This window comes from Amycolatopsis ultiminotia, from assembly GCF_039536925.1.
Lineage (GTDB): Bacteria > Actinomycetota > Actinomycetes > Mycobacteriales > Pseudonocardiaceae > Amycolatopsis > Amycolatopsis ultiminotia.
On record NZ_BAAAZN010000014.1, the window covers coordinates 164,270 to 183,541 of the forward strand.

Sequence of the window (19,272 nt, forward strand, 5' to 3'; positions counted from 1 at the left end):
GACGGCCGAGCCGGCCGGCGGCGCGAATCCGTACTCGCGGGAATGCCGGACGGACAACGCGGTGGCGCACGAGGGACAGGCCAGCTGCCGCGTTTCGGTGACCGAGCGGTCCGCCGAGCTGAATCCGGTGACATGCGTGATCGGATGTCGCCCGATGCGGACGCAATCGCGGCATACCGCGGCACCGCAGCTGGTGCAGACTCCGACCGCGGGCCGGTCGTCTCCGACAAGGAAACAGTCCAGGCAATGCACGGGTTTTCCTTTCCTGATCAGGTGAGCACGAGCACGAGTGCGAGTACCGCGACGAAAGCGATCAGGAGGTACCCGACGTAGGCGTCGAGCCGTCCGTTCTGCAGCCGTTTCGCGGTGCGGACGGCGATGCGCAACGGCCGGCGCATCGGCCGGTAGAGAAAGCGTTCGACGGCCTCGACGACGTCGGAGGTGTAGCCGAGGTGGGCGCCGCCGGCGTCGGCGCGGGGATCGTCGTCACGGCCGCCGCTGCGCCGTTCGACCGTGCGCAGCTCGGCACGGGTGAGCAGCACGTTCGCGAGGACTTTGCGGGTCGGGTTGGTGAACGCGAACGGGGTGTACTGGTTTTCGCCTGCCACCCCGCCGGTTGCCGAGCGCCAGGCGGGCACGCGGCGGACCGCGAACATGCGGCCCCGCGCGAAGAGCAGGCAGAGCAGGCCGGCCCCGGCCAGCAGCGCGGGAAGCACGACTGCGAGCCAGGACGGCGAGAGGCTGGAGAAGTCGGCGAACACCGGTTGCACCACCCAGGGTGCTTTCAGCGCGGACGAGGTCACCCCGCCCGGCACGACCGAATCCAGTCCGGCCGCGATGATCCGCACCTGCAGGGGCGCGACGGCGGCGACGGCCAGGCAGCCGGCGCCGAGCAGCCCGATCCCGAATTTCCCGAGCGGACCGGTGTCGCGGGTGAGTTCCGCGTCGTGCGGGCCACGAGGACCGAGCACGGTGAGCCCGACGATCCGCACGAACGCGACGGCGGCGAAGCCCGCGGTGAGCGCGACCAGCGCGCCGGTGACGGCCAGCGGCAGGGTGTAGCCGAGCGCGCCGAGCCGGAACTGCTGCATCAGCGCCTCCAGCAGGAACCACTCGGACACGAACCCGGCGGTCAGCGGCAACCCGGCGAGGGTGAGCGCGCCGATCGCCAGCCCGGTGCCGGAGCACCGCAACCGGTGCCCGATGCCGCGCAGGTGGTCGAGTTCGGTGGTGCCGGTGGCATCCTCGATCCCGGCGGTGGCGGTGAACAGCAGGGATTTCGCCAGTGCGTGCGCGATCGTCTGCAGGGTCGCGGCCAGCAAGCCGATCGCGACCAGCGGGGCGATCGAGGTGGCCGCCCCGATCATCGCGACCGCGTAGCCGACCGTGATGAGCCCGGCGTTCTCCACGCTGGAGTAGGCGACGACTTCGGCGAGATCGGTCTGCACGGTGGCGTGCGCGATTCCCAGCAGCGCGGTCGCCCCGCCCAGGAGCAGGACCACGACGGCAAGCCAGGCCGGCGGCTGGTGCAACAGCGCGAGGGTCCGCCACAGTCCGTAGAAGCCGACGTTCACCGCGACGCCGGCCATCACCGCCCGCAACGGCCCCGGCGCCGCGCGATAGCCGCGGGGCATCCACACGTGCACCGGCAGCAGCCCGACCTTGACGGCGAAACCGAGCACCAGCAACGCGTATGCCGTGTCGCGCACTCCGGTGTGCGGCAGCGTGGCGAAGCTGGGGAGGGAGAAGCTTCCGCTCTGGGCGGCGAGCAGTAACAGGCCGACCAGCAGTGCCGCGCCGCTGACCTTGCCGAGGGCGATGGTGACGATCGCCGGCGTTGCCGTGTAGCCGCGCCGGTGCGCAGTGATGAGGTAGAAGGCCAGCGTCAGCGTCTCCCAGGCGAAGAGGAACACGAAGACGTGGTCGGCGGTGATGACAATGGCCACCGACGCGCAGGTGAGCGCGTAGGCGCAGCCGAGTCCTCTGGCCCGGACGCGGTCCGGCCGGGCGGCCCAGGCGGCGCACGCCAGCGAGACCGGGACGGCGACCCCGAAGCTGATCACCAGGAACAGCGCGGAAAGCCGATCGACGGCCAGATCGGCCGCGCCGAAGCCGAGGAACGCGTCCAGGTTCAGCCGGATCGGTTGCCCGGCCAGCCCGGCGGCTCCGGTCACGGTCAGTGCCACCGCGGCCGCGGCGCCGAGCAGATAGGGCAGCGGGCGGGCCCAGCCGTGCCGGACACCGAGCACCAGATCGCCGAGCAGGGCGAGGCCGAACAGGCTCAGCCCGCCGATCAGGGCGCCGGTCACCGCTCTCGCCCCGCTGCGGTCAGCCTGCCGGTGGCCAGCAAGATCGCGGACAGCAGGCGGAACGGGCTCGGCGGTGATCCCGGCACCCACACGTCGACCGGGAGCAGGTCGCCGATGCCGTCGGCGGTGGCGTAGGACGGCGAGACCAGTCCGCCGCTGACGGCGTCGGTCCCCGCGGCGATCACCACCACCGGCCGGGGCATCGCCTCCAGCGTGCGGGCCAGCGGTGCGGCCATCCCGTGGGATCCGGCGCCGGTGACGAGCAGCAGGTCGGCGTGGCGGGGGCTGGCGGTGAAGAAGATGCCCAGCCGGTGCACGTCGTAGACCGGGTTGGTCAGCGCGAGGATCTCCCACTCCTCGGCACCGTCGGAGCCGGCGTCGACGTGCCTGATGTGGACGGACCGGCGCAACGCCTTGGTGCGCCGGGACAACGCGCGCCGCAGCTGCCGCAGGTCCGCATCGGTCTCGGCGAGTTCCGGGACGACCAGTGCGGCACGCGAGAGCTGTGCGACGTCGTTGCCCTCCTGCCAGGAGAACGTGCCCGGCCGGGCGGTGACACAGGCGCCGCAGCCGATGCACCGGCCCTGGTCCAGCCGTACCCGGCCGTGCTCTTCCCGGATCGCACCGGTCGGGCACAGCTCGTCCAGGCCGGGCTCCCACGTCGCCCGCTCGGCCGGGCGGGCGATCGAACGGACGTCGTCGGTGTCCGGCCGGCGGGGATATCCGGTGGTGAGCACCCCGTTGCGGAGGCCGCGGAAGATCCAGGGCACCTACATCACCACCCCGGCGATCGAGAGGCCGAAACTGGCCTCGACGAACGGAAAGTCGGTCAGGATGTCGCCACGGAAGGCACTGGAGAACACCGCGAGGTTGTGGAACGACGCGGACCGCGGCGCGCATCGCCGCAGCCGTCCGTCGGTCCCGGCCTCGAGCAAGTACAACACCTCGCCCTGCGGTGCTTCGGCCCAGCCGACTGCCCGCCCGGTCACCGGTTCGACCCGGGTGCTCAGCACTTCGTCCGGATGGTCGCCGAACAGCTCGACGATCTGGGCGAGCAGATCGAAGGACTCGGTGACCTCGTCCCAGCGCACCCGCAGCCGCGCCATGGCATCGCCGTCACTGCGGTGGGTCACGGGCCGCCGGCTGAGCTTGGGGTAGGCGTCGTAGGGCCGGTGCCACCGCGCGTCGTCCTCGTGTCCGCCTGCCCGCCCGACCGGGCCGAGCAGACCGTGCTGCAAGGTGAAGTCCTCGTCCAGGGGCCCGGTGCCGCGAAGCCGGTCGAGGAACGACGCGGTCTGCATGAGTGCCGCGGCGTCCCCGCTGATGTCCCGGCGGAGCGTGTCCACCCGGGCCTTGAGCTCGTCGCGGCCGAGCAACGGCAGCGCGCGGACCCCGCCGGGGACCACGACACCGCGGCCGAACCGGTTGCCGCACAGCGCGGAGACCAGCCGCAGCACCCGCTCCTTGTGCCAGCCGAAGCGGGCGAGGGCAACCGCGAGGCCGGCGGCTTCGGCGAGTTTCATCGCGACATCGAGGTGGTTGGCAATGCGTTCGAGCTCCGCGTGCAGGGACCGCAGCAGCTGGGCGGCGAGCGGTACCTGCGCGCCGGCCAGTTCCTCGACGGCGTGGCAGAAGGCCAGTGCGTGCGCGACCGACGCGATGCCCTCGACCCGTTCGGCCAGCAGGACGCCACGGCCGGGAGTCATCCCCTCGAACCGCACTTCGAGACCACGGTGCTTGAAGTGCGGGCGCACGTTCACGTGCGGGATGTCCTCGCCCGGGGTCTCGACGACGTACTCGACCGCTTCGAACACGCCGGAGCGGACCGGACCGTGCGGGAGGCTGAACAGGCCGGTCCCCATCACGTGGCTGCGCAGCGCGCGTTCGTCCGGTTCGACGTGGGTGGGGTGGAACGCCGCGCCGGGGCTGGGCAGCGGCTCGTTGCCGTCCGGATGCGGGAGAACCAGCGGGTCGAGCCGGGGATGGCCCTGCGCGACCACGCCGAACAGATCGTGCAGCTTCCGCTCGTACCAGAACGCCGCCGGAATCCGCGGGGTCAGCGCCGGGTAGCGGTCGACGCCGGGCGGCAGCTGCAGATCGACGACGTCGATGCCGTCCGGACGGGCCAGCACCACGTGCATCCGCACGCCCTCGGTGACGTCGCCGTCACCGGCCAGCGCGGCGAACCGCGCGCCGGCCGCCATCCGGCCGAGGATCTCCTCCCGGCTCATGTCCCGCCTCCCAGCTCGGCCACGCCGCGGGCGAGCAGATCGCTGAAGTCCGCAGGCGGGTGCACGCCCAGCACGATCAGCACCAGCAGCCCGGCCACCATCGGCGCGACCATCCAGGCGCTCGGCTCCCCGCGTACCGGCAGGTCGGCTCCGCCCCGGACGAACAGCATCCGCGTCGTCGCCACCGAAAGGCCGAGGAAGGCCAGCGTGACGAGGACGACCAGGACCACGGTGACCGTGTCGTGGGCGCCGGCCAGCCCACCGGCGACGATCTGGAACTCGCTGCGGAACAGCCCGAACGGCGGCATTGCCGACAGCGCCAGTATCGCGAACAGCAACAGCGGGGCCGTCCACGGCAGAGTGTCCAGACACGACCGGATGGTGCCGGTGTCCTTGGTGCCGTACTTGCGGACCAGTACCCCGGCGCCGAAGAACGCGTTGCCCTTCGCCGCGGCGTGCGCGATCACGTGCAGCAACACCCCGGCGAACGCGAGTGGCGCGCCGAGCCCGATCCCGATGGTCAGGATGCCCATGTGCTCGACGCTGGAGTAGGCCAGCAGCCGCTTGAGGTCGCGTTGCTCCAGCAGGTACAGCGCGGCCAGCAGCAGCGTGAGCACCCCGAACACGAGTAGCACGGTGCGGGGGAACCCGGGGCCGAGAGTCCCGCTGGCGACTTGGTAATAGCGCAGCACCGCGTAGAAGCTCACCGCCAGCAGCGAACCGGACAGCATCGCCGACACCGGGGTCGGGGCCTCCGAGTGCGCGTCCGGCAGCCAGGTGTGCACCGGGAAGAGGCCGACCTTGGTGCCGAACCCGACCACCGCGAGCACGAACGCCAGCTGGACCGCGGTGTGCGGCAGCGTGCTCCCTGCGGTGAGCAGGGGAGCGAACGCGACGTCGTAGGACGAGCCGAGGACGGTGGATCCGGCGTAGTACATCACGATCGTCGCCAGCAGGCCGATGCCGAGCCCGGCGGAGGCGAGCAGCACGTACTTCCAGGCCGCTTCGGCGGCGTTGTCGGTGTCGTCCAGTGCCACCAGCAGAGCCGACACCACGGTGGTGATCTCCACCGCGATCCACAGCAGGGCGAGACCGTCCATGAGCGGTGCACACATCATGGACCAGGCGAACAGGTTCAGTCCGATGTGGAATCGCCGCGCGTAGCGGGCGAACCCGGGGTGTTCGCGTTCGGCGTTGAGGTACCCGATCGAATACACCGCCGTCGCGGCGTAGAGGAACGTGGTCCCGAGGAGGAACACCACCGACAGCGCGTCGGCCCGGAGGATCCCGAACCGGACCGGTTCGCGCACCACCGCGGGCACCAGCACGATGGCGAGCCCGAGACCGGCCAGCGCGGTGCAGAGCGTGACGGTTTCGCTGATCCGGACGCGAGCGGGCAGCGCCGCGAGCACGGACAGCAGCGGCAGCGTGGTGAGCAGGACCAGCACGACGGACACGAGGTTCACTCCCTCAGCTTGGTGAGGTTGCGGGTGGACAGTGACTCCGAGCGCCGGTGGTGGACCTGCATGAGCACGCCGAACACCACCACGGCGACCAGCAGGTCGAACAGGAACGCCACCTCCAGGATCAGCGGCATCCCGGCAGCGACCACCAGGCTGGCCAGGGACACCCCGTTCTCCAGCGAGAAGAACCCGATCGCCTGCGAGACCACGTCGCGGCGCACGATCATGAGCACGAACGCCACCAGGATCACCGCGACCGACAGGGCGAGTGCGGTTTCCGGCAGCGCCGGGCTCGTGACGTGGAAGCGCCCGGTCGCGAAAAACCCGAACGCCGCCACCGCAACTGCGAGGAGCACTTCGCTGGCGACGCCGAGCGCGCCGCTGCCGGCGATCTCGGTTCCCGCGGCGCGCAGCATCCGCAGCACCAGCCACGGAACGACGATCACCTTGAGCGCCAGGGACAATCCGGCCAGTGCGTAGAGCTCCGGCACGTCCCGTACGACTGCGACGACCACCGCGAGCAGTGACACCAGCAGCGATTGCGCGGCGTAGACGCGTACTTGCGCGCGCAGCAACGTGGTTCGCAGCATCGCGAACTCGGTCAGCAGGACCAGTACCGCCAGCCCGTTCGCCACCCCGGCGTACACCCCCGGCGGGGCGACGGCGGCCGGGTCCGCAGCAAGGACGTTCATCAGCCGCCTCCGAAGTAGAGGGTGAACACCGCCAGCACGGCGAGCAGGAACGCAGCCGCGACGAACTCGGTGATCTTGAACAACCGCAGCTTCGCGAACGAGTTGTCGATGACCGCGATCAGCACGCCGAGCACGATGCACTTGCCCACCAGCGCCACGACGGCCACTGCGACGTCCCCGGCACCGGGCGAAGCGGCCAGCCCCCACGGGGCGATGAAAACGTTGATCAGGATGGTGAAGAGGATCAGCTGTTTCATCGCCGATCCCCAGCTGAGCATCGCGAAGTACGGGCCGGAGTGCTCGAACGGCCGGGCCTGCTCGATCATGCCGAACTCGGTGGTCCCGGTGTGTGTCTCCACCGGGATCCGCCCGGTTTCGGCGAGGATCACCAGCAGCAGCGCGGCGGCGCCGAGCAGGTGTGCCGGCCGCACGATCTGCTCGGCCGAGGACCGGACTGTCTCGGCCAGTGCGTACGGCAGGTCGGTTCCGGTCACCAGCGCGACGGTGAACACCACGAACAGCACCACCGGTTCGGTGATCGCGCCGAAGGTCTTGGCCCGGCTCGCGCCCAGCTGCGCGTAGGGCGAACCCGTTTCGGCGGCAGCCACGGCGACCGCGAAACTGGCCAGCGCGAGCACGAACCCGCCGCCGAGGATGTCGCCCAGGTAGCCGAGCGGCAACGGGAACGTGGTGAGGACCGGGATCAGCAGCGGCACCGTCAGATAGCACGCCATCGCACCCAGCGGGGCGACCAGGAACACCCAGCTGGCCCCGTCCGGTGCCAGGGCTTCCTTGCGGAACAGCTTGCCCAGGTCGTAGTACGGCTGGAGCACCCGGGTGCCCCGCCGTCCCTGCAGCCGCGACTCCACCCGTGCGATCACCCCGGACACCCCGGGTGCGGCGACCAGTACGGTCAGCGCTTGCGCCAGCTGGATGACCGGTACCGGCACCGGCGTGCTCACGAGGGCTCCCCGGTCCGGGGAGCGGGCTGATGATCGGGGACTGCGGAATCCTCGCCCACTGTGACCTCCTCCACCGGCCTGCCTTCGTGTGAACACACGAAGGTGGTGCGGGTAGAGGCCATTAGCGGAAAATCCGCGGTTGAGGCGAGCCCCATCGCCTGTGCCCCCAGTGTGACCAACCCGGCGAGGTTGTGCAAGCCGACCGGCGCACCGACGAGGACACCGATGGGTCCTTGACCCGCGACGCCGACGACGATGTACTGGTGTCCGGCGATGGATCCCGCCGGGGCCGTGCGCCCGAACCGCCTCCGCGGAGGCTGATGGTTTCCTGGCCGATGCTTGCCGCCTTGGACCAGGAGGATTCGCCGTGAAGACGACCAAGATGGCGCTCCGGCTGTCGATTTTCGTCGGTGAGGGCGATATTTGGCACCACAAGCCGACGTACGTGGAGATCGTGCACCGCGCGCACCACGCCGGACTGGCCGGCGCGAGCGTGCTGCGGGGTGTCGAAGGCTATGGGGCCACGTCGCGCATCCACACCCAGCATGCGTTCCGGCTCAGCGACGATCTGCCGTTGCTGATCGTGATCGTCGATTCGGCGGAGAAGGTCCGGTCGTTCCTGTCCCAGCTGGACGATCTCGGCCTCAGCGGCCCGGTGGTGGTCGACGAGGCGGAAATGATCCGGTACGCCGAACCGGCACCCCGGCAATCGCACTGGTGGTCGGCGAGCCAGTCCGGCCCGGGGTGAATCGGGGACCGCGGCTCTGCCGGCGCAGGCAGGCGTGCGGAGCAAACCAGGGCCGGACGTCGATCTCCGGATCCCGCTGCAGCGCCGGGTCCGGTGCGGCTCCGGGGGTGATCGGGCCGGGCGGTGGCCGCGGCGCAGTGGCCCGCTTCGGTCGCGCAACGGCGTTGCCCACCCGGCGGAGAAGGAGTGATCATGCAGCTCACCGGATACGCCCTGCGCATGTCGATCTTCATCGGTGAGGACGACGTCTGGCACCACAAACCGTTGCACCGCGAGATCATCGAACGCGCGCGCGACGCCGGCCTTGCCGGTGCCACCGTGCTGCGCGGCTGCGAGGGCTACGGCATCCACGCGATGATCCACACCACTCGGCTGCTGAGCATGTCCGAGGACCTGCCCATCGTCGTCCTCGTCATCGACCGGGAGGATCGGATCCGGGCTTTCCTGCCCGAACTGGACGAACTGATCGGCGGGGGCACGGTGCTGCTGGAGGAAGTCGAAGTGATGAGCACCGAGGGGGCCGCGCACCCCTGACCGCCGTCCTCGTGGTCGTCGGCGCTCCGTTCGGGCAGGCGGTGGCGGGCTGCGCGAGGTCGGGCACTTTTCCGATGCGTACCAGTACTTTCGCCGGGCATCTGACCGGTTTCCCCGGCGGTCAAGCGAACCTTTCTCACGGCCAGACGCGTTGCCCGCCGACCCAGGTTTCCCGGACCGGGACGCGGGCGAGCTCTTCGGCGTCGGTGGCGAAGGGATCGCCGGCAAGGACGGTGAAATCGGCGAGGTATCCGGGCGCGAGCCGGCCCTTGGTCGTTTCCTCACCGGATGCGTAGGCCGAACCGGTGGTGTAGAGCGCGAGCGCCTCCTGGACGGTGATCCGCTGGGACGCCCCGAACAGTGCGCCGTCCGGGGCTCGGCGGGTCACGCAGCTCTGCAGTGCGAACAGCGGTTCGCCGGGCCCGCACGGGTGATCGGACGATCCGGCCACGGCGACCCCGGCGTCGAGCAGTGCGCGGTGGGCGAACATCCGTTCCACCCGTCGCGTCCCGTAGTACCGGGTCAGTTTGTCTCCGTGCGCGGCGGCGTAGTTGGCGAAGGGCACCGCGACCATCCCGTGGTGCCGCATCCGGGTCAGGATCCGGTCGTCGATGATCGAGCAGTGCTCGATGCGGTGCCGCGGGTCGCGCCTGGGGTATTCGGCCTGCGCGTGGTCGACGGCGTCGAGTACCCGGCGGATGGCCCGGTCACCGTTGGCGTGCACGCAGATCCGCCACCCGGCGTGGTGGACGTGGCGGACGATCTCGGTCAGCTCCGCCGCGGTGACCCGGGCCAGCCCGTGGCTGTCGGTGCCTTCGATGGGCTCTTCGACCAGACAGGTCCCGCCGTTGACCGCTCCGTCGGCGAAGGTCTTGACCCCGCCGAGGCGGAGCCTGCTCTGCGGCGTCGCCGCGCCGGGATCGGCCCGGAAGTGATCGAAGTGGTCGTAGGCGGCCAGCGCGTTCACCCGCAGGGTGAGGCGATCCTCCTGCTCGAGCCGGCGGAGTACCCGCCATTCCGCGGGACCGACGAGTGCGTCGCCGACGGAGGTGAGGCCGGCCGCGTGCAAATCCCGGACATGGCGGGCGAACGCGGCGGCCAGCTCGGTCGTGCCGGGTTCCTTGATCACCGTGGGGCGCGGGGTGAAGGCCGGGAACGCGAGGTCGTAGAGGGCCTGGTCGTGGACCACCCCGTCGAGCCGGCCCGCGGCGTCCCGGCCGAGCTGCCCGCCCGGCGGCGGGGTGCTCGCGTCGGCCAGTCCGGCGCGCTCGAGCCCACGGGTGTTCACCACCCCCGCGTGCAGGGTCACGTGCACGACCAGGACGGGGTGCTCCGCGCATGCCGCGTCCAGATCCGCGCGGGTGAGGTCGCGGCCGCCGTTGCTGCGGAAGGGGTCGTAGCCGCAGCCGATGATCCAGTCGCCCGGTGCGGTCCGCGCGGCCCGGTCGCGCAGTGCCTCGGCGAGGTCGGCGGTCGACCGGATCCGGGCCGGGGACAGCTCGACCTGCAGGGATTGTGCGGCGCAGATGCTCGGGTGCTGATGTGCGTCGTTGAACCCGGGAACCACCGTGGCCGCGCCGAAATCGTGGACCTCGGCGGCGGGGAACTCCCGGCGCAGGTCGCCGGGATCGCCGAGTGCGGTGATCCATTCCCCGCGGATCGCGAGCGCAGGCGGTTCGGTGCCGTCCATGGTCACGATTCGCCGGGCGGTCACGATCTGCACGGACATGGGATCCCTCCAAAGCGATCAGGCGGGCAGACCGGCAGGCTCGGCGCCGCCCGTCCGGCGGGCACCGGGAGGCGGCGGCGCCGGGCGGGTCGCAGTGTCCACAGCAGACCGGCGCCGTAGCCGGGATCCGGCGGACGTTCGAATTCGAGTGTAGGGCAGCATCGTCGCGCGCGACGGCTTGCTTGCGACGGCGCGAAGCGGGACAGTGATGGGTGGCGATGAGGCTCGCCGCAACCGCGGAGCTGGTCCGCTGATGGCCTCTGCCCGGTGACGGGAGGAGGCGCCATGCTCGAGTTCTCGCCGGTGGTGGAGCGGCTGCGGATCGTCGTGCTCCACGTCGGGCGCGAGAGATGGTGTGCGTCTTGCGGACTGCTGTCGGCGACCACGATCTGCTACGTCCTCGAGGCGTTTGACGGTGTTCCGTCCGGCCTGCATCGGTTCTGCTACTGCCGCACCTGCGAGTCGCAGGATGCGCGGTGAGCGCGGATTGACTGCGACGGAAGGAGACCATCGTGCAGCTGGTCCACGACGGCAGCGGTGATCCGGTCGTTTTCGGCCGTCCGCCTGGCACGACGGTGCGGATCGGCGTACCCGCACCGGAGCCGGTGCGGGCCGTCGTGGTCGCCGACGTGCTGCGGCGAATCCTCGAAGACCGCTACGAGCTCCAGGTCTTCACCACTGTCGTGCGGCCGGGGGAGGAGCCGGAGGGACACGAATGGGCTGTCCTCGACCACGTGCTGAGGGCGCTGTGGATTCCGCCGCCCACGCATTTCGCCGACTCGTTCCCGGACCGTCCGGTGAACGTGGTCGTCGAACCCGAAGGTCACCACGGCGCGGTGCCCGAGGGCGTGCTGCGGGTCCGGGTCGGGCCGGTCCGGATCGCCGATCGGGTACTGGCCGGGGCGCCGGATTTCCTGCCGCTGCGGCTGGCCTTGCTGAACACCCCGCTGCGTGCACCGGTGCCGGTGGGGCGGGCGGAGCTCGACCGCGCCGAGTCCACTGTGGAGCGTTGGCGGAACCGGGTGGCGAGCTGGGCCGGGAATGCTTCCGCGCGGATGCCGCAGGAAGTGGTGACCGAGGCGTACGCGGCATTGGACGACGACGTCGATGTGCCGGGGGTGCTGACGGTCCTCGAGCGGCTCGAAGCGGACCCGTCGATCGCGGACGGCGCGAAGTTCGAGGTCTTCGTGCACCTGGACCGCTTCCTGGGGCTGGACCTGCCCCGTTATCTCGGCTCCGGGCATTGACCGCGGATGCAGTTCTCGGCGGCGGCCCCGGTTCGTGCCGGACTGCTCGCCGGGGAACGGCGGGGAGCGTTGCTTTTTCCCGGCTCCTGCGGACCGGAGTTCAGGAGCCGTTGGCCGGCCGCCACACGTTCCCGAGATAAGCCGCGGTGCGACGGGCACCGCCGGCGTGGAACCCGCGGATGTGCCCGGCGATCGGCGGGCGCAGACCCAGTCCGGCCAGTCCGTCCAGCGGGACGAACTGCGGGTGCAGCCCTGCCTCGCGGTGATCGGGATCGGCGTTGCCGCCGCTTTCGTCCTCCGCGTACAGGACGATTTCCATCAGGTGGTGCCCGACCGAGGCATTGGTGGCGTCCAGGACGAAGGCAACGCTGGTCGGGTGCACGGCGAGCCCGGTCTCCTCGCGGGTCTCGCGGCGCACGCACGCCCCGACCGATTCGCCGTGGTGCGGGGTACCGCCGGGCAGGACCCAGTCGTCGCTGCGGCGGCACAGCAGGACTGTGTCGCGGCGCAGGACGAGAGCCGAACAGCGGAGGCTGATTTTGTCCTGGTCGTCCACTCGGGATACTCCTTCGGACTCGACAGTGCGGACTAGAACTCGTGGTCGGCGAGGGTGGTGCCGCCGCGCCGGTTGCCGTGCGCGTCCGTCGCGGTCAGCGCAGGCACCATCTCGGTGGTGACGAGTCCGTGTTCGCGGGTGAGCTCGTCGACGATGTCGAACGAGGCGGCGATGTTGCCGGGCCGGTCGATGACCGTGGTGAGGGTCGGCACATGCCGGCTCAGCTGGAAGAGCCGGTCGCCGTGCGGCCGGTGCGCACCGTGGAAACCCCACATGCCGCGCAGCACCGTGGCGCCCCGGGCGGTGCCCGATCGGCGGAGCCGTTGCACGAGTGCGCGGTGAATCGGTTTGCCCTCGTGCAGAGCGGATTCCGAGGTGTAGACCATCAGCTTCTGCCACAGCTGCAGGCCCCGTTCGTCGGATTCGGGCAAGGCGTGCGGGCGTTCGAACAACTGACCGTCTCGTTTGCAGATCCGCACCCGTTCGAGGGTGAGCAGCGGATGTTCCAGCAGGCCGCCCAGTTCGGGCAGCACCCGCGCGATCCGGTCTCCGTCGCCCACCGTCATGATCATCATCGGGACGTCGGCATTCCGGCCGAAGAACCGGGCCCGTTGCCGGTCGCCGTGCGCGGTCCCGTCGACGCCGAGCAGCACGGTCGCCCCGGCGATGCCGCGACGGTGCAGCAGACGGCAGACCGCCTGGTAGGCCGGCATCCGGAAGACCCGCTCCTGACGTCCGACGTAAATGGTCAGTTTGGTGCCTTCGTGGAGTTGCTGGGGCAGCACGGCCGGGCCGACCTCGTGCTGCAGCATGCGAGCGCGCTCCAGCACCATCAGCCCGTTCGGGTTCAGCCCGTCCACTTCCCCGAGCAGCCCTTCGATCCGGCTGCGGGTGTCCACCGCGATCGTGGTGACGGGCAGGTCTTCGGACAGGGTGAGCGACTGGTCGGTGCGCAGGTGGTGCTTGAGCCCGAATCCGGCGGTGCCGCGCAGCATGATGCTGGTGGCGACTTCATGGCGCCCGTAGACATCCATGATCGCGTCCGCGAAGAACCGGCCGCCGACGCGGTGGCGCTCTCCGAAATAGCTGGTCAGTTTCAGGCAGTCCTCGTTCACAGCGTGCTTCCGATCCACCGGCCCAGTGCCGCTCCGGCCACGCCGAACACCAAGCTCAGCACGATATTGCCGAAGGCGACCGCGTATTGACGTTCTTCGCTGACCCGGTGGGTCTCCAGCATCCAGGTGGAAAAGGTCGTGTAGGAGCCGATGGCTGCGGTACCGGCGAGCAACGCGGCGTCGTGATCGAGCCCGATGCCGGTGACGATGCCCAGGAGCACCGCACCGGAGATGTTCACCGTGAGCGTGCCGAAGGGAAACGTCCGGCCGGCCCGGTCGGCGATCATGCCGTCGATCAGAAACCGCAGTACCGAACCGGTCCCGCCGATCAGCAGGACCCCGAACCACACCAGCGCGCTCATCCGCGCACCCGGACGCGTCTCACGATGACCGTGGCGGAGTACAGCGCCGCGAAGCCCCCCACGACACTGGCCGCGGTGTAGGCCACCGCGAGGCCGTAGGAACCGTGCTCGATCATCTCGAGGATCTCCACTTGCATCGTGGAAAAGGTGGTGAGCCCGCCGCAGAGCCCGGTTCCCAGCAGCGGCCGCCGGTAGCTGGAAAGCGGGAGCCGCTCCTGCAACCGCGTGACGAAATATCCGAGCAGGAAGCTGCCGACGATGTTCACCGCGAACGTCGGCCACGGCCACTCCGCCGGGTCGGCGGCGAGGACCGTTCCGAGCAGCGCACGTGCCGCGGTTCCGACTGCGCCCCCGGCGAAGATCGCTGCCATCTCACGCCGATCACGGGCCATGGTCCCCGGTGCCCTCCTCCCTCTCCGCACAGCCTGGAGCCGGCAGACGCGGAACGGGACGACTGCCGGTGTTCACGAGGGGATCGGATCGTCGTCGAGGTTTTCCGGCCCGCACAGCACGATTCGCGACGCATCGGACCCGTCGGCGAGCACCGGGCGGGTGGCGTGCTGCCGGCACTGGCCCGCCGCGTCCCGGGCACGGTCCGGCGGCCTCCGCACCGACAGGAACCGACCGTGTCCGACTCCGATCGCGGCGTACACCGCGACCAGCGAGTGATACAGCACCGTGGTCCGGGGCAGGGTGGGCGAGACATCCATCGTGGTGTTTTCCAGGATGAACCGCAGCCGCCACAGCCCGGTGTCCACGGCGGTGATCGACAGGTGCATCGTGACGTCGACGGGCCAGCACTCGCGCACAAGGCGGTCCTCGCCACGGTCGGTGAGGGGCTTCGTCGACTCCTCGCCGGGGAATTCCAGGTGTGCGGTGTGTGGTTTTCCGGCCAGCGCGCCGAAATCGAGGTCCCCGGTGATCTCGCGGGGCGTGAGCGCTCCGCCGGTGACGTAGGCGGAATCTCCGGTGCGGAGCTGCTCGACCTCGATGAATCCCGTCGACCGGTGCGCTCGCTGCGCCGATCCGCGGGCCAATTGCCGGCATTTGACCGCGATCCGGAGGGTGCCGCGGGGCGTTCCCTGGTACAGGCACTCGGCCTGCAGGTACCACGGGTCCGGTCCGCGGTGGGTCTCGGACCAGGCGCGTGGCACGAGGACGCGGCGCAAACCGGCTGTACGACCGGATTCGTCCGGAGCGCACTCCGCCCGCAGGAGCGCGTCCACGGCCGGTCCGGCCGCGTCGAAGACGTGGTCGAGACCAGGCTGCCCGTCGGGGCCGGTCATCCCGCCGGCCCCGACGCGTTCGGGCGGCTCATCGGGCACTGTGCTCACCCGGCAGGGGCTGCACACCGTAGGGCAGACCGGGGTGGTCGGTTTCGATGTCCATCAGCCGGTTGTACTTCGCGACGCGTTCCCCCCGGGCCGGTGCGCCCGCCTTGATCTGGCCGGCACCGGTGCCCACTGCGAGGTCGGCGATGAAGTCGTCGGCGGTTTCGCCGGAGCGGTGCGAGATCATCCAGGTGTAGCCGTGGTCGCGGCAGGCCTGGATGGCGCCGAGTGTCTCGGTGACGGTGCCGACCTGGTTGGGCTTGATGAGCGCGGCGTTGGCGATCCCGCGTGCGGCTGCCCGGCGGATCAGTCCGGCGTCGGTGACGAAGTTGTCGTCGCCCACCAGCTGGATGCGCTCGCCCAGGCGGTCGGTCAGCTCGCGCCAGCCGGGGTCGTCGTCCTCGGCCATGCCGTCTTCGATGCTCCGGACCGGGAAAGCGTGCACGATCTCGCGGTAGCGTTCGACGAGTTCGGCCGAGCTGAGCCGCTCGTCGCCGATCCGGTACCTGCCGTCGTCCTGCCGGAACTGGGAAGCGGCCGGGTCCAGTGCGATCGAAACACCGGTGTCGCCGAGCGGGTAACCGGCTGCGGCGATGGCCTGGACCAGCAGTTTGAGCGCGTCCTCCGGCTGGGTGAGCTGAGGCGCGAAGCCGCCTTCGTCGCCGAGGCCGACGCCGTGCCCGGCGGCCACCAGCAGTGTGCGCAGGCTCCGGTACACGTCGGCACCGGCCCGCACCGCTTCGGCGGTCGAGGTGGCGCCGAGCGGCGCGATCATGAATTCCTGGAAGGCCAGCGCAGTCTGGGCGTGCGCGCCGCCGTTGAGCACGTTGAAGTGGGGTACCGGAAGGCGTGCGGACCGGCGTGGAAGCCGCAGCCAGGACCACAGCGGCAGGTTTTCGTGGTGTGCGAACAGCCTGCTGACGGCCATGGACACGCCGATGATCGCGTTCGCGCCCAGGCGGGCGCGGTTGGCGGTGGCGTCGAGGTCCACCATGGCCTCGTCGAGTTCGGCAAGGCCGGGCCACGCCCGGCTGCGGACGAGATCCCGCAGTTCTCCGGTGACGGAGCCGATCGCCCGCCGGACGCCCGCCCCGCCGTACCGGTCCGGGTCGCCGTCGCGCAGTTCGTGTGCCTCGTTACGGCCGGTCGAGGCACCGGACGGGACGGAAGCGGACGTCCGGTGTGCCGCGGTCGCCGCGGTCACCCGCAGCGTGGGGCGGCCCCGGGAGTCGAGAATTTCCCGGGCGTCGACGTCCACGATTTCCAGAGCGGTCACCTGTCCTCCTGGCGCATTGCATCGCTACCAGGGACCGTCAGCGGAATCTCCGCGGTTGAAGGCGAGCCCCATCGCCGATCCCGATTGTGCCACGACCCGCCGGACGGCGCTGCCGGCGGCGGCCGGTGTGCCCGCAGACGCTGCTCGTGGTTCGCCGCAGTCCGGTCTGTCATCGCCGCTTTTTCCTCGACGGCCATCCGTGCTGGCGCAGATACCAGCCGATGACGCCGGGCACGACCGCGGTGAGCACCGCACCCACGGCGATGACCAGTGGCGCGCCACGCTGGATGCCGACACTGGTGATCACCAGCCCCGTGCCGAGCAGCAGCACCATTCCGGCCGCGTTCACCAGCATGCTGCCGATACCGGGTGGCGGGGCATCGAATCGCTGGGCCAGGCCGGGATTTTCCTTGATCAGGAACCGTTCGATCTCGTCGAGTCTGCGTTGCTCGTCATCGGGCAGCGCCATCGGACCTCCGTGCAACCGCTCCGTCGTGCCGGATGCCGTGCCCGCCTGCGAACCGCGCCGAGAAACCGGGCCTGCCCGCCGGCGGCGGGACCAGCAGTCCGGGACGCGGTCGCGAAGGGCCGGGAGCGGCAAGGGATCCCGGGTCCGGACTGCGGGACGTCCGCCGACGGGGACACCCCGGGCGGCAACCGGTGTCGCGGAAAACCTCCCCGGCCGGGGAGGTGCGCTCCGGCGTGCGGTGTTGCGCAGCCGGCGTCAGCCTGCCGGGAGGCATCGCCGAAATGGACATGGGGCGCTCCTACCTGCTCCAGATCACGATCGATCGCATCAGGTAGGGACCGTTGGCGACGAAAGTCGCGGTTCGGGTCCGGCGAGCCCCACCGCCGGAAGCGCCGTGGCGCCGTCCGAAGCCTAGTGCATCCGCCCCGCGAGGCGCTGCGCAACTCCCGGCCGTGCCGGTACGCACGACGTACCTGACTCCTTCCGGTGCGGCACGATCATCCGCGCTTGCCGCCTGGAGAGCGGAAATGCTGCTCAGGGAACGGAATCAACGGTTCAAACCGAGCTCGCAGTGCCCGGAAACCGGGCGGCGGCGGATGGTCTGGCCGTGCAGCCGGCTGCTGGCATTGCTTCGTCCCGAGACGCATTCCGTCGGGCGACGACCCGGCGCGTTGTGCGTGTGGCGGGAAAGTGTTGTCCGTTGCTAATAAAAGCTAACCGTGGTTATGTTCTGCGTTCGTGGCGTGTGGATGACGCACGCCGGTGAGGAGGCTGCGGTCGTGCGGACGGCGAGTTCCGGCGGCAATGAAAGGCCGGAACCGGCGGAGCACGATCGGCCGGGTATGCGGCCGTGGCGGTTCGTCGTCGCGTTCGGCGCGGTCAGCATGCTGGTCGACTTCGTCTACGAGGGTGCGCGCTCGATCACCGGTCCGTTGCTGGCCTCGCTCGGTGCTTCGGCGGTGACGGTCGGGATCGTGACCGGTGTCGGCGAGGGTGCCGCTCTCGCGCTCCGGCTGGTTTCCGGCCCGCTGGCGGACCGGACCCGCCGGTTCTGGGCGTGGACGATCGGTGGTTACGCGTTGACCATCGTGACCGTGCCGTTCCTGGGATTGACCGGCGTGCTGTGGGTGGCGGGGGTGCTCGTCGTCGCGGAGCGGGTGGGTAAGGCAGTGCGCTCGCCGGCCAAGGACACCCTGCTGTCGCACGCCACCGCCGTGACCGGGCGGGGCCGCGGCTTCGCCGTCCACGAGGCCATGGACCAGATCGGTGCGCTCCTCGGCCCGCTGACCGTGGCTGCGATCCTCGCCCTGACCGGTGGCGGCTACGCTCCCGCGCTGGGCGTGCTGGCCCTTCCCGGCGTTGCTGCCTTGGCGCTGCTGGTGTGGCTGCGCGGCCGCGTTCCCGACCCGGCCGGCTACGAACGGCACGAGGCGCCGGATCCGGCACCGGATGCGCTGTCCGGGCGATTGCCGCGGGTGTTCTGGATTTACGCCGCGTTCACCGGCGTGACCTTGCTCGGCTACGCCACCTTCGGCGTGCTGTCGTACCACGTCGTACAGCGGAACTTGGTGCCTGCAGCCGCGATTCCGGTGGTTTACGCCGCGGCCATGGGCGTCGATGCACTCGCCGCGCTGGCCACCGGCTGGGCCTACGACCGCCTCGGCCCCCGGGTACTGGCCGTGTTGCCAGTGCTGGCCGCCGCGGTGCCGTTGCTGGCGTTCACGGACACTACCTCGCTCGTCGTTGCGGGAGCGCTGCTGTGGGGCGCGGCCATGGGAGTGCAGGAGTCGACGCTGCGCGCGGCGGTCGCCGATCTCGTCCCGCCGGCCCGGCGGGCCACGGCGTACGGCTTGTTCGCCGCGGTGATGGGTGGAGCCACGGTGGTCGGCGGCATCCTCGCCGGCGCCCTCTATTCCTACTCGATTCCGACCCTGATCATCGTCACCGTCGCGGTCCAGGTCGTCGCTGTGGCGCTGCTCGTGGCGACCCGTCGCTAGCACGCACGGTGCCCGGAATCCAGCGGTCGGCGTCCCCCCCCCCTCCGGCACCGTGCCGGCGTCAAGGAATTCGGCGTTCCGGGTGATCGCTGCTACCGTGGAGATGTCCGCGACGATCGCAGTCGTGGGCCGGTGATGGAGCTCGCCGTGATTGCGCGAACCAGCGCTGATGGCTTCTACCCGCATCCTCGGCCGGGGCACCGCTGTGCCCGGCCGACCGGCATCCGGGAGGAGCCATGCACGATGGCATC

General features: G+C 70.5%; 19 protein-coding genes and 4 riboswitches. Of the genes, 5 read left to right on the forward strand and 14 right to left on the reverse strand.

From position 1 onward, the window contains the following. Positions 1 to 269: 269 nt before the first annotated feature. Genes ABD793_RS28995 through ABD793_RS29020 form a run of 6 tightly spaced genes read right to left on the reverse strand, consistent with a single transcriptional unit; the run spans position 270 to position 7,657 of the window. Positions 270 to 2,309 (reverse strand): proton-conducting transporter transmembrane domain-containing protein, encoded by a 2,040-nt coding sequence (locus ABD793_RS28995; RefSeq protein WP_344865669.1) that lies wholly within the window; start codon positions 2,307 to 2,309, stop codon positions 270 to 272. Continuing rightward, positions 2,306 to 3,079 (reverse strand): NADH-quinone oxidoreductase subunit B family protein, encoded by a 774-nt coding sequence (locus ABD793_RS29000; RefSeq protein WP_344865671.1) that lies wholly within the window; start codon positions 3,077 to 3,079, stop codon positions 2,306 to 2,308. The genes ABD793_RS28995 and ABD793_RS29000 overlap by 4 nt, the downstream gene beginning before the upstream one ends. After that, a complete protein-coding gene (locus ABD793_RS29005; protein ID WP_344865673.1) occupies positions 3,080 to 4,540 on the reverse strand; it encodes a hydrogenase large subunit in 1,461 nt (486 codons plus the stop codon). It abuts the gene before it with no gap. Further along, entirely contained in the window at positions 4,537 to 6,006 is a 1,470-nt protein-coding gene (locus ABD793_RS29010; RefSeq protein ID WP_344865675.1) for a proton-conducting transporter transmembrane domain-containing protein, read from the reverse strand. The genes ABD793_RS29005 and ABD793_RS29010 overlap by 4 nt, the downstream gene beginning before the upstream one ends. Beyond that, positions 6,003 to 6,695 carry a hydrogenase gene (locus tag ABD793_RS29015; RefSeq protein ID WP_344865677.1) on the reverse strand — a complete coding sequence of 231 codons (693 nt, stop codon included), beginning with the start codon at positions 6,693 to 6,695 and terminating at the stop codon, positions 6,003 to 6,005. Before ABD793_RS29015 ends, ABD793_RS29010 begins: the two co-directional genes overlap by 4 nt. Beyond that, on the reverse strand, positions 6,695 to 7,657 hold the full coding sequence (locus tag ABD793_RS29020; RefSeq protein WP_344865679.1) for a respiratory chain complex I subunit 1 family protein: 963 nt from the start codon (positions 7,655 to 7,657) through the stop codon (positions 6,695 to 6,697). The genes ABD793_RS29015 and ABD793_RS29020 overlap by 1 nt, the downstream gene beginning before the upstream one ends. A gap of 105 nt (positions 7,658 to 7,762) precedes the next feature. Next, positions 7,763 to 7,825, reverse strand: a riboswitch (Fluoride riboswitch). A 199-nt stretch (positions 7,826 to 8,024) separates the two neighbouring features. On the opposite strand from ABD793_RS29020, the gene ABD793_RS29025 reads away from it, so the two are divergent. Further along, positions 8,025 to 8,405, forward strand: coding sequence for a DUF190 domain-containing protein (locus tag ABD793_RS29025; protein ID WP_425548786.1), 381 nt, complete (start codon positions 8,025 to 8,027; stop codon positions 8,403 to 8,405). A gap of 192 nt (positions 8,406 to 8,597) precedes the next feature. Further along, positions 8,598 to 8,939: a DUF190 domain-containing protein gene (locus ABD793_RS29030; protein WP_344865681.1), complete on the forward strand. Its 342-nt coding sequence runs from the start codon at positions 8,598 to 8,600 to the stop codon at positions 8,937 to 8,939. A 136-nt stretch (positions 8,940 to 9,075) separates the two neighbouring features. Here ABD793_RS29030 and ABD793_RS29035 read toward each other — a convergent pair whose 3' ends face one another. After that, positions 9,076 to 10,668, reverse strand: a complete 1,593-nt coding sequence (locus ABD793_RS29035) for an amidohydrolase (protein WP_344865683.1) — start codon at positions 10,666 to 10,668, stop codon at positions 9,076 to 9,078. 205 nt (positions 10,669 to 10,873) lie between these two features. Then, positions 10,874 to 10,938, forward strand: a riboswitch (Fluoride riboswitch). Positions 10,939 to 10,953: 15 nt separating this feature from the next. Between ABD793_RS29035 and ABD793_RS29040 the strand changes: the two genes are divergently transcribed. Together ABD793_RS29040 and ABD793_RS29045 are read left to right on the forward strand one after the other, a co-directional pair. Continuing rightward, positions 10,954 to 11,148 carry a hypothetical protein gene (locus tag ABD793_RS29040; RefSeq protein WP_344865685.1) on the forward strand — a complete coding sequence of 65 codons (195 nt, stop codon included), beginning with the start codon at positions 10,954 to 10,956 and terminating at the stop codon, positions 11,146 to 11,148. Positions 11,149 to 11,180: 32 nt separating this feature from the next. After that, positions 11,181 to 11,915, forward strand: coding sequence for a hypothetical protein (locus ABD793_RS29045; RefSeq protein WP_344865687.1), 735 nt, complete (start codon positions 11,181 to 11,183; stop codon positions 11,913 to 11,915). Between the two features lie 100 nt (positions 11,916 to 12,015). On the opposite strand, the gene ABD793_RS29050 is transcribed toward ABD793_RS29045, so the two are convergent. The 7 genes from ABD793_RS29050 to ABD793_RS29080 all read right to left on the reverse strand — a co-directional run bounded on the left by ABD793_RS29050 (position 12,016) and on the right by ABD793_RS29080 (position 17,024). After that, a complete protein-coding gene (locus ABD793_RS29050) occupies positions 12,016 to 12,471 on the reverse strand; it encodes an NUDIX hydrolase (protein WP_344865689.1) in 456 nt (151 codons plus the stop codon). 32 nt (positions 12,472 to 12,503) lie between these two features. Then, positions 12,504 to 13,586: a DUF190 domain-containing protein gene (locus ABD793_RS29055; RefSeq protein WP_344865691.1), complete on the reverse strand. Its 1,083-nt coding sequence runs from the start codon at positions 13,584 to 13,586 to the stop codon at positions 12,504 to 12,506. Next, positions 13,583 to 13,948 carry a fluoride efflux transporter CrcB gene (gene crcB, locus ABD793_RS29060; protein WP_344865693.1) on the reverse strand — a complete coding sequence of 122 codons (366 nt, stop codon included), beginning with the start codon at positions 13,946 to 13,948 and terminating at the stop codon, positions 13,583 to 13,585. The genes ABD793_RS29055 and crcB (ABD793_RS29060) overlap by 4 nt, the downstream gene beginning before the upstream one ends. After that, positions 13,945 to 14,340: a fluoride efflux transporter CrcB gene (gene crcB / locus ABD793_RS29065; protein WP_344865695.1), complete on the reverse strand. Its 396-nt coding sequence runs from the start codon at positions 14,338 to 14,340 to the stop codon at positions 13,945 to 13,947. Before crcB (ABD793_RS29065) ends, crcB (ABD793_RS29060) begins: the two co-directional genes overlap by 4 nt. Positions 14,341 to 14,412: 72 nt before the next feature. Continuing rightward, the gene (locus tag ABD793_RS29070; protein WP_344865697.1) at positions 14,413 to 15,282 is read right to left on the reverse strand and encodes a hypothetical protein; all 870 of its coding nucleotides are present in this window, start codon (positions 15,280 to 15,282) and stop codon (positions 14,413 to 14,415) included. Beyond that, on the reverse strand, positions 15,263 to 16,555 hold the full coding sequence (gene eno / locus ABD793_RS29075) for a phosphopyruvate hydratase (RefSeq protein WP_344865699.1): 1,293 nt from the start codon (positions 16,553 to 16,555) through the stop codon (positions 15,263 to 15,265). The genes ABD793_RS29070 and eno overlap by 20 nt, the downstream gene beginning before the upstream one ends. A 21-nt stretch (positions 16,556 to 16,576) precedes the next feature. Next, positions 16,577 to 16,640, reverse strand: a riboswitch (Fluoride riboswitch). An 84-nt stretch (positions 16,641 to 16,724) separates the two neighbouring features. Beyond that, positions 16,725 to 17,024 carry a DUF3040 domain-containing protein gene (locus tag ABD793_RS29080; protein WP_344865701.1) on the reverse strand — a complete coding sequence of 100 codons (300 nt, stop codon included), beginning with the start codon at positions 17,022 to 17,024 and terminating at the stop codon, positions 16,725 to 16,727. 749 nt (positions 17,025 to 17,773) lie between these two features. On the opposite strand from ABD793_RS29080, the gene ABD793_RS29085 reads away from it, so the two are divergent. Continuing rightward, a complete protein-coding gene (locus ABD793_RS29085) occupies positions 17,774 to 19,021 on the forward strand; it encodes an MFS transporter (protein WP_344865703.1) in 1,248 nt (415 codons plus the stop codon). A gap of 122 nt (positions 19,022 to 19,143) precedes the next feature. Continuing rightward, positions 19,144 to 19,207: riboswitch (Fluoride riboswitch) on the forward strand. Positions 19,208 to 19,272 lie beyond the last annotated feature (65 nt).

Coding starts and splice junctions, on each gene's coding strand:
- ABD793_RS29005 (WP_344865673.1), bottom strand. CDS start 4,540: ATGAGCCGGGAGGAGATCCTCGGCCGGATGGCGGCCGGCGCGCGGTTC.
- ABD793_RS29015 (WP_344865677.1), bottom strand. CDS start 6,695: ATGAACGTCCTTGCTGCGGACCCGGCCGCCGTCGCCCCGCCGGGGGTG.
- ABD793_RS29030 (WP_344865681.1), top strand. CDS start 8,598: ATGCAGCTCACCGGATACGCCCTGCGCATGTCGATCTTCATCGGTGAG.
- ABD793_RS29035 (WP_344865683.1), bottom strand. CDS start 10,668: ATGTCCGTGCAGATCGTGACCGCCCGGCGAATCGTGACCATGGACGGC.
- ABD793_RS29040 (WP_344865685.1), top strand. CDS start 10,954: ATGCTCGAGTTCTCGCCGGTGGTGGAGCGGCTGCGGATCGTCGTGCTC.
- crcB (WP_344865693.1), bottom strand. CDS start 13,948: ATGAGCGCGCTGGTGTGGTTCGGGGTCCTGCTGATCGGCGGGACCGGT.
- crcB (WP_344865695.1), bottom strand. CDS start 14,340: ATGGCCCGTGATCGGCGTGAGATGGCAGCGATCTTCGCCGGGGGCGCA.
- ABD793_RS29080 (WP_344865701.1), bottom strand. CDS start 17,024: ATGGCGCTGCCCGATGACGAGCAACGCAGACTCGACGAGATCGAACGG.
- ABD793_RS29085 (WP_344865703.1), top strand. CDS start 17,774: ATGACGCACGCCGGTGAGGAGGCTGCGGTCGTGCGGACGGCGAGTTCC.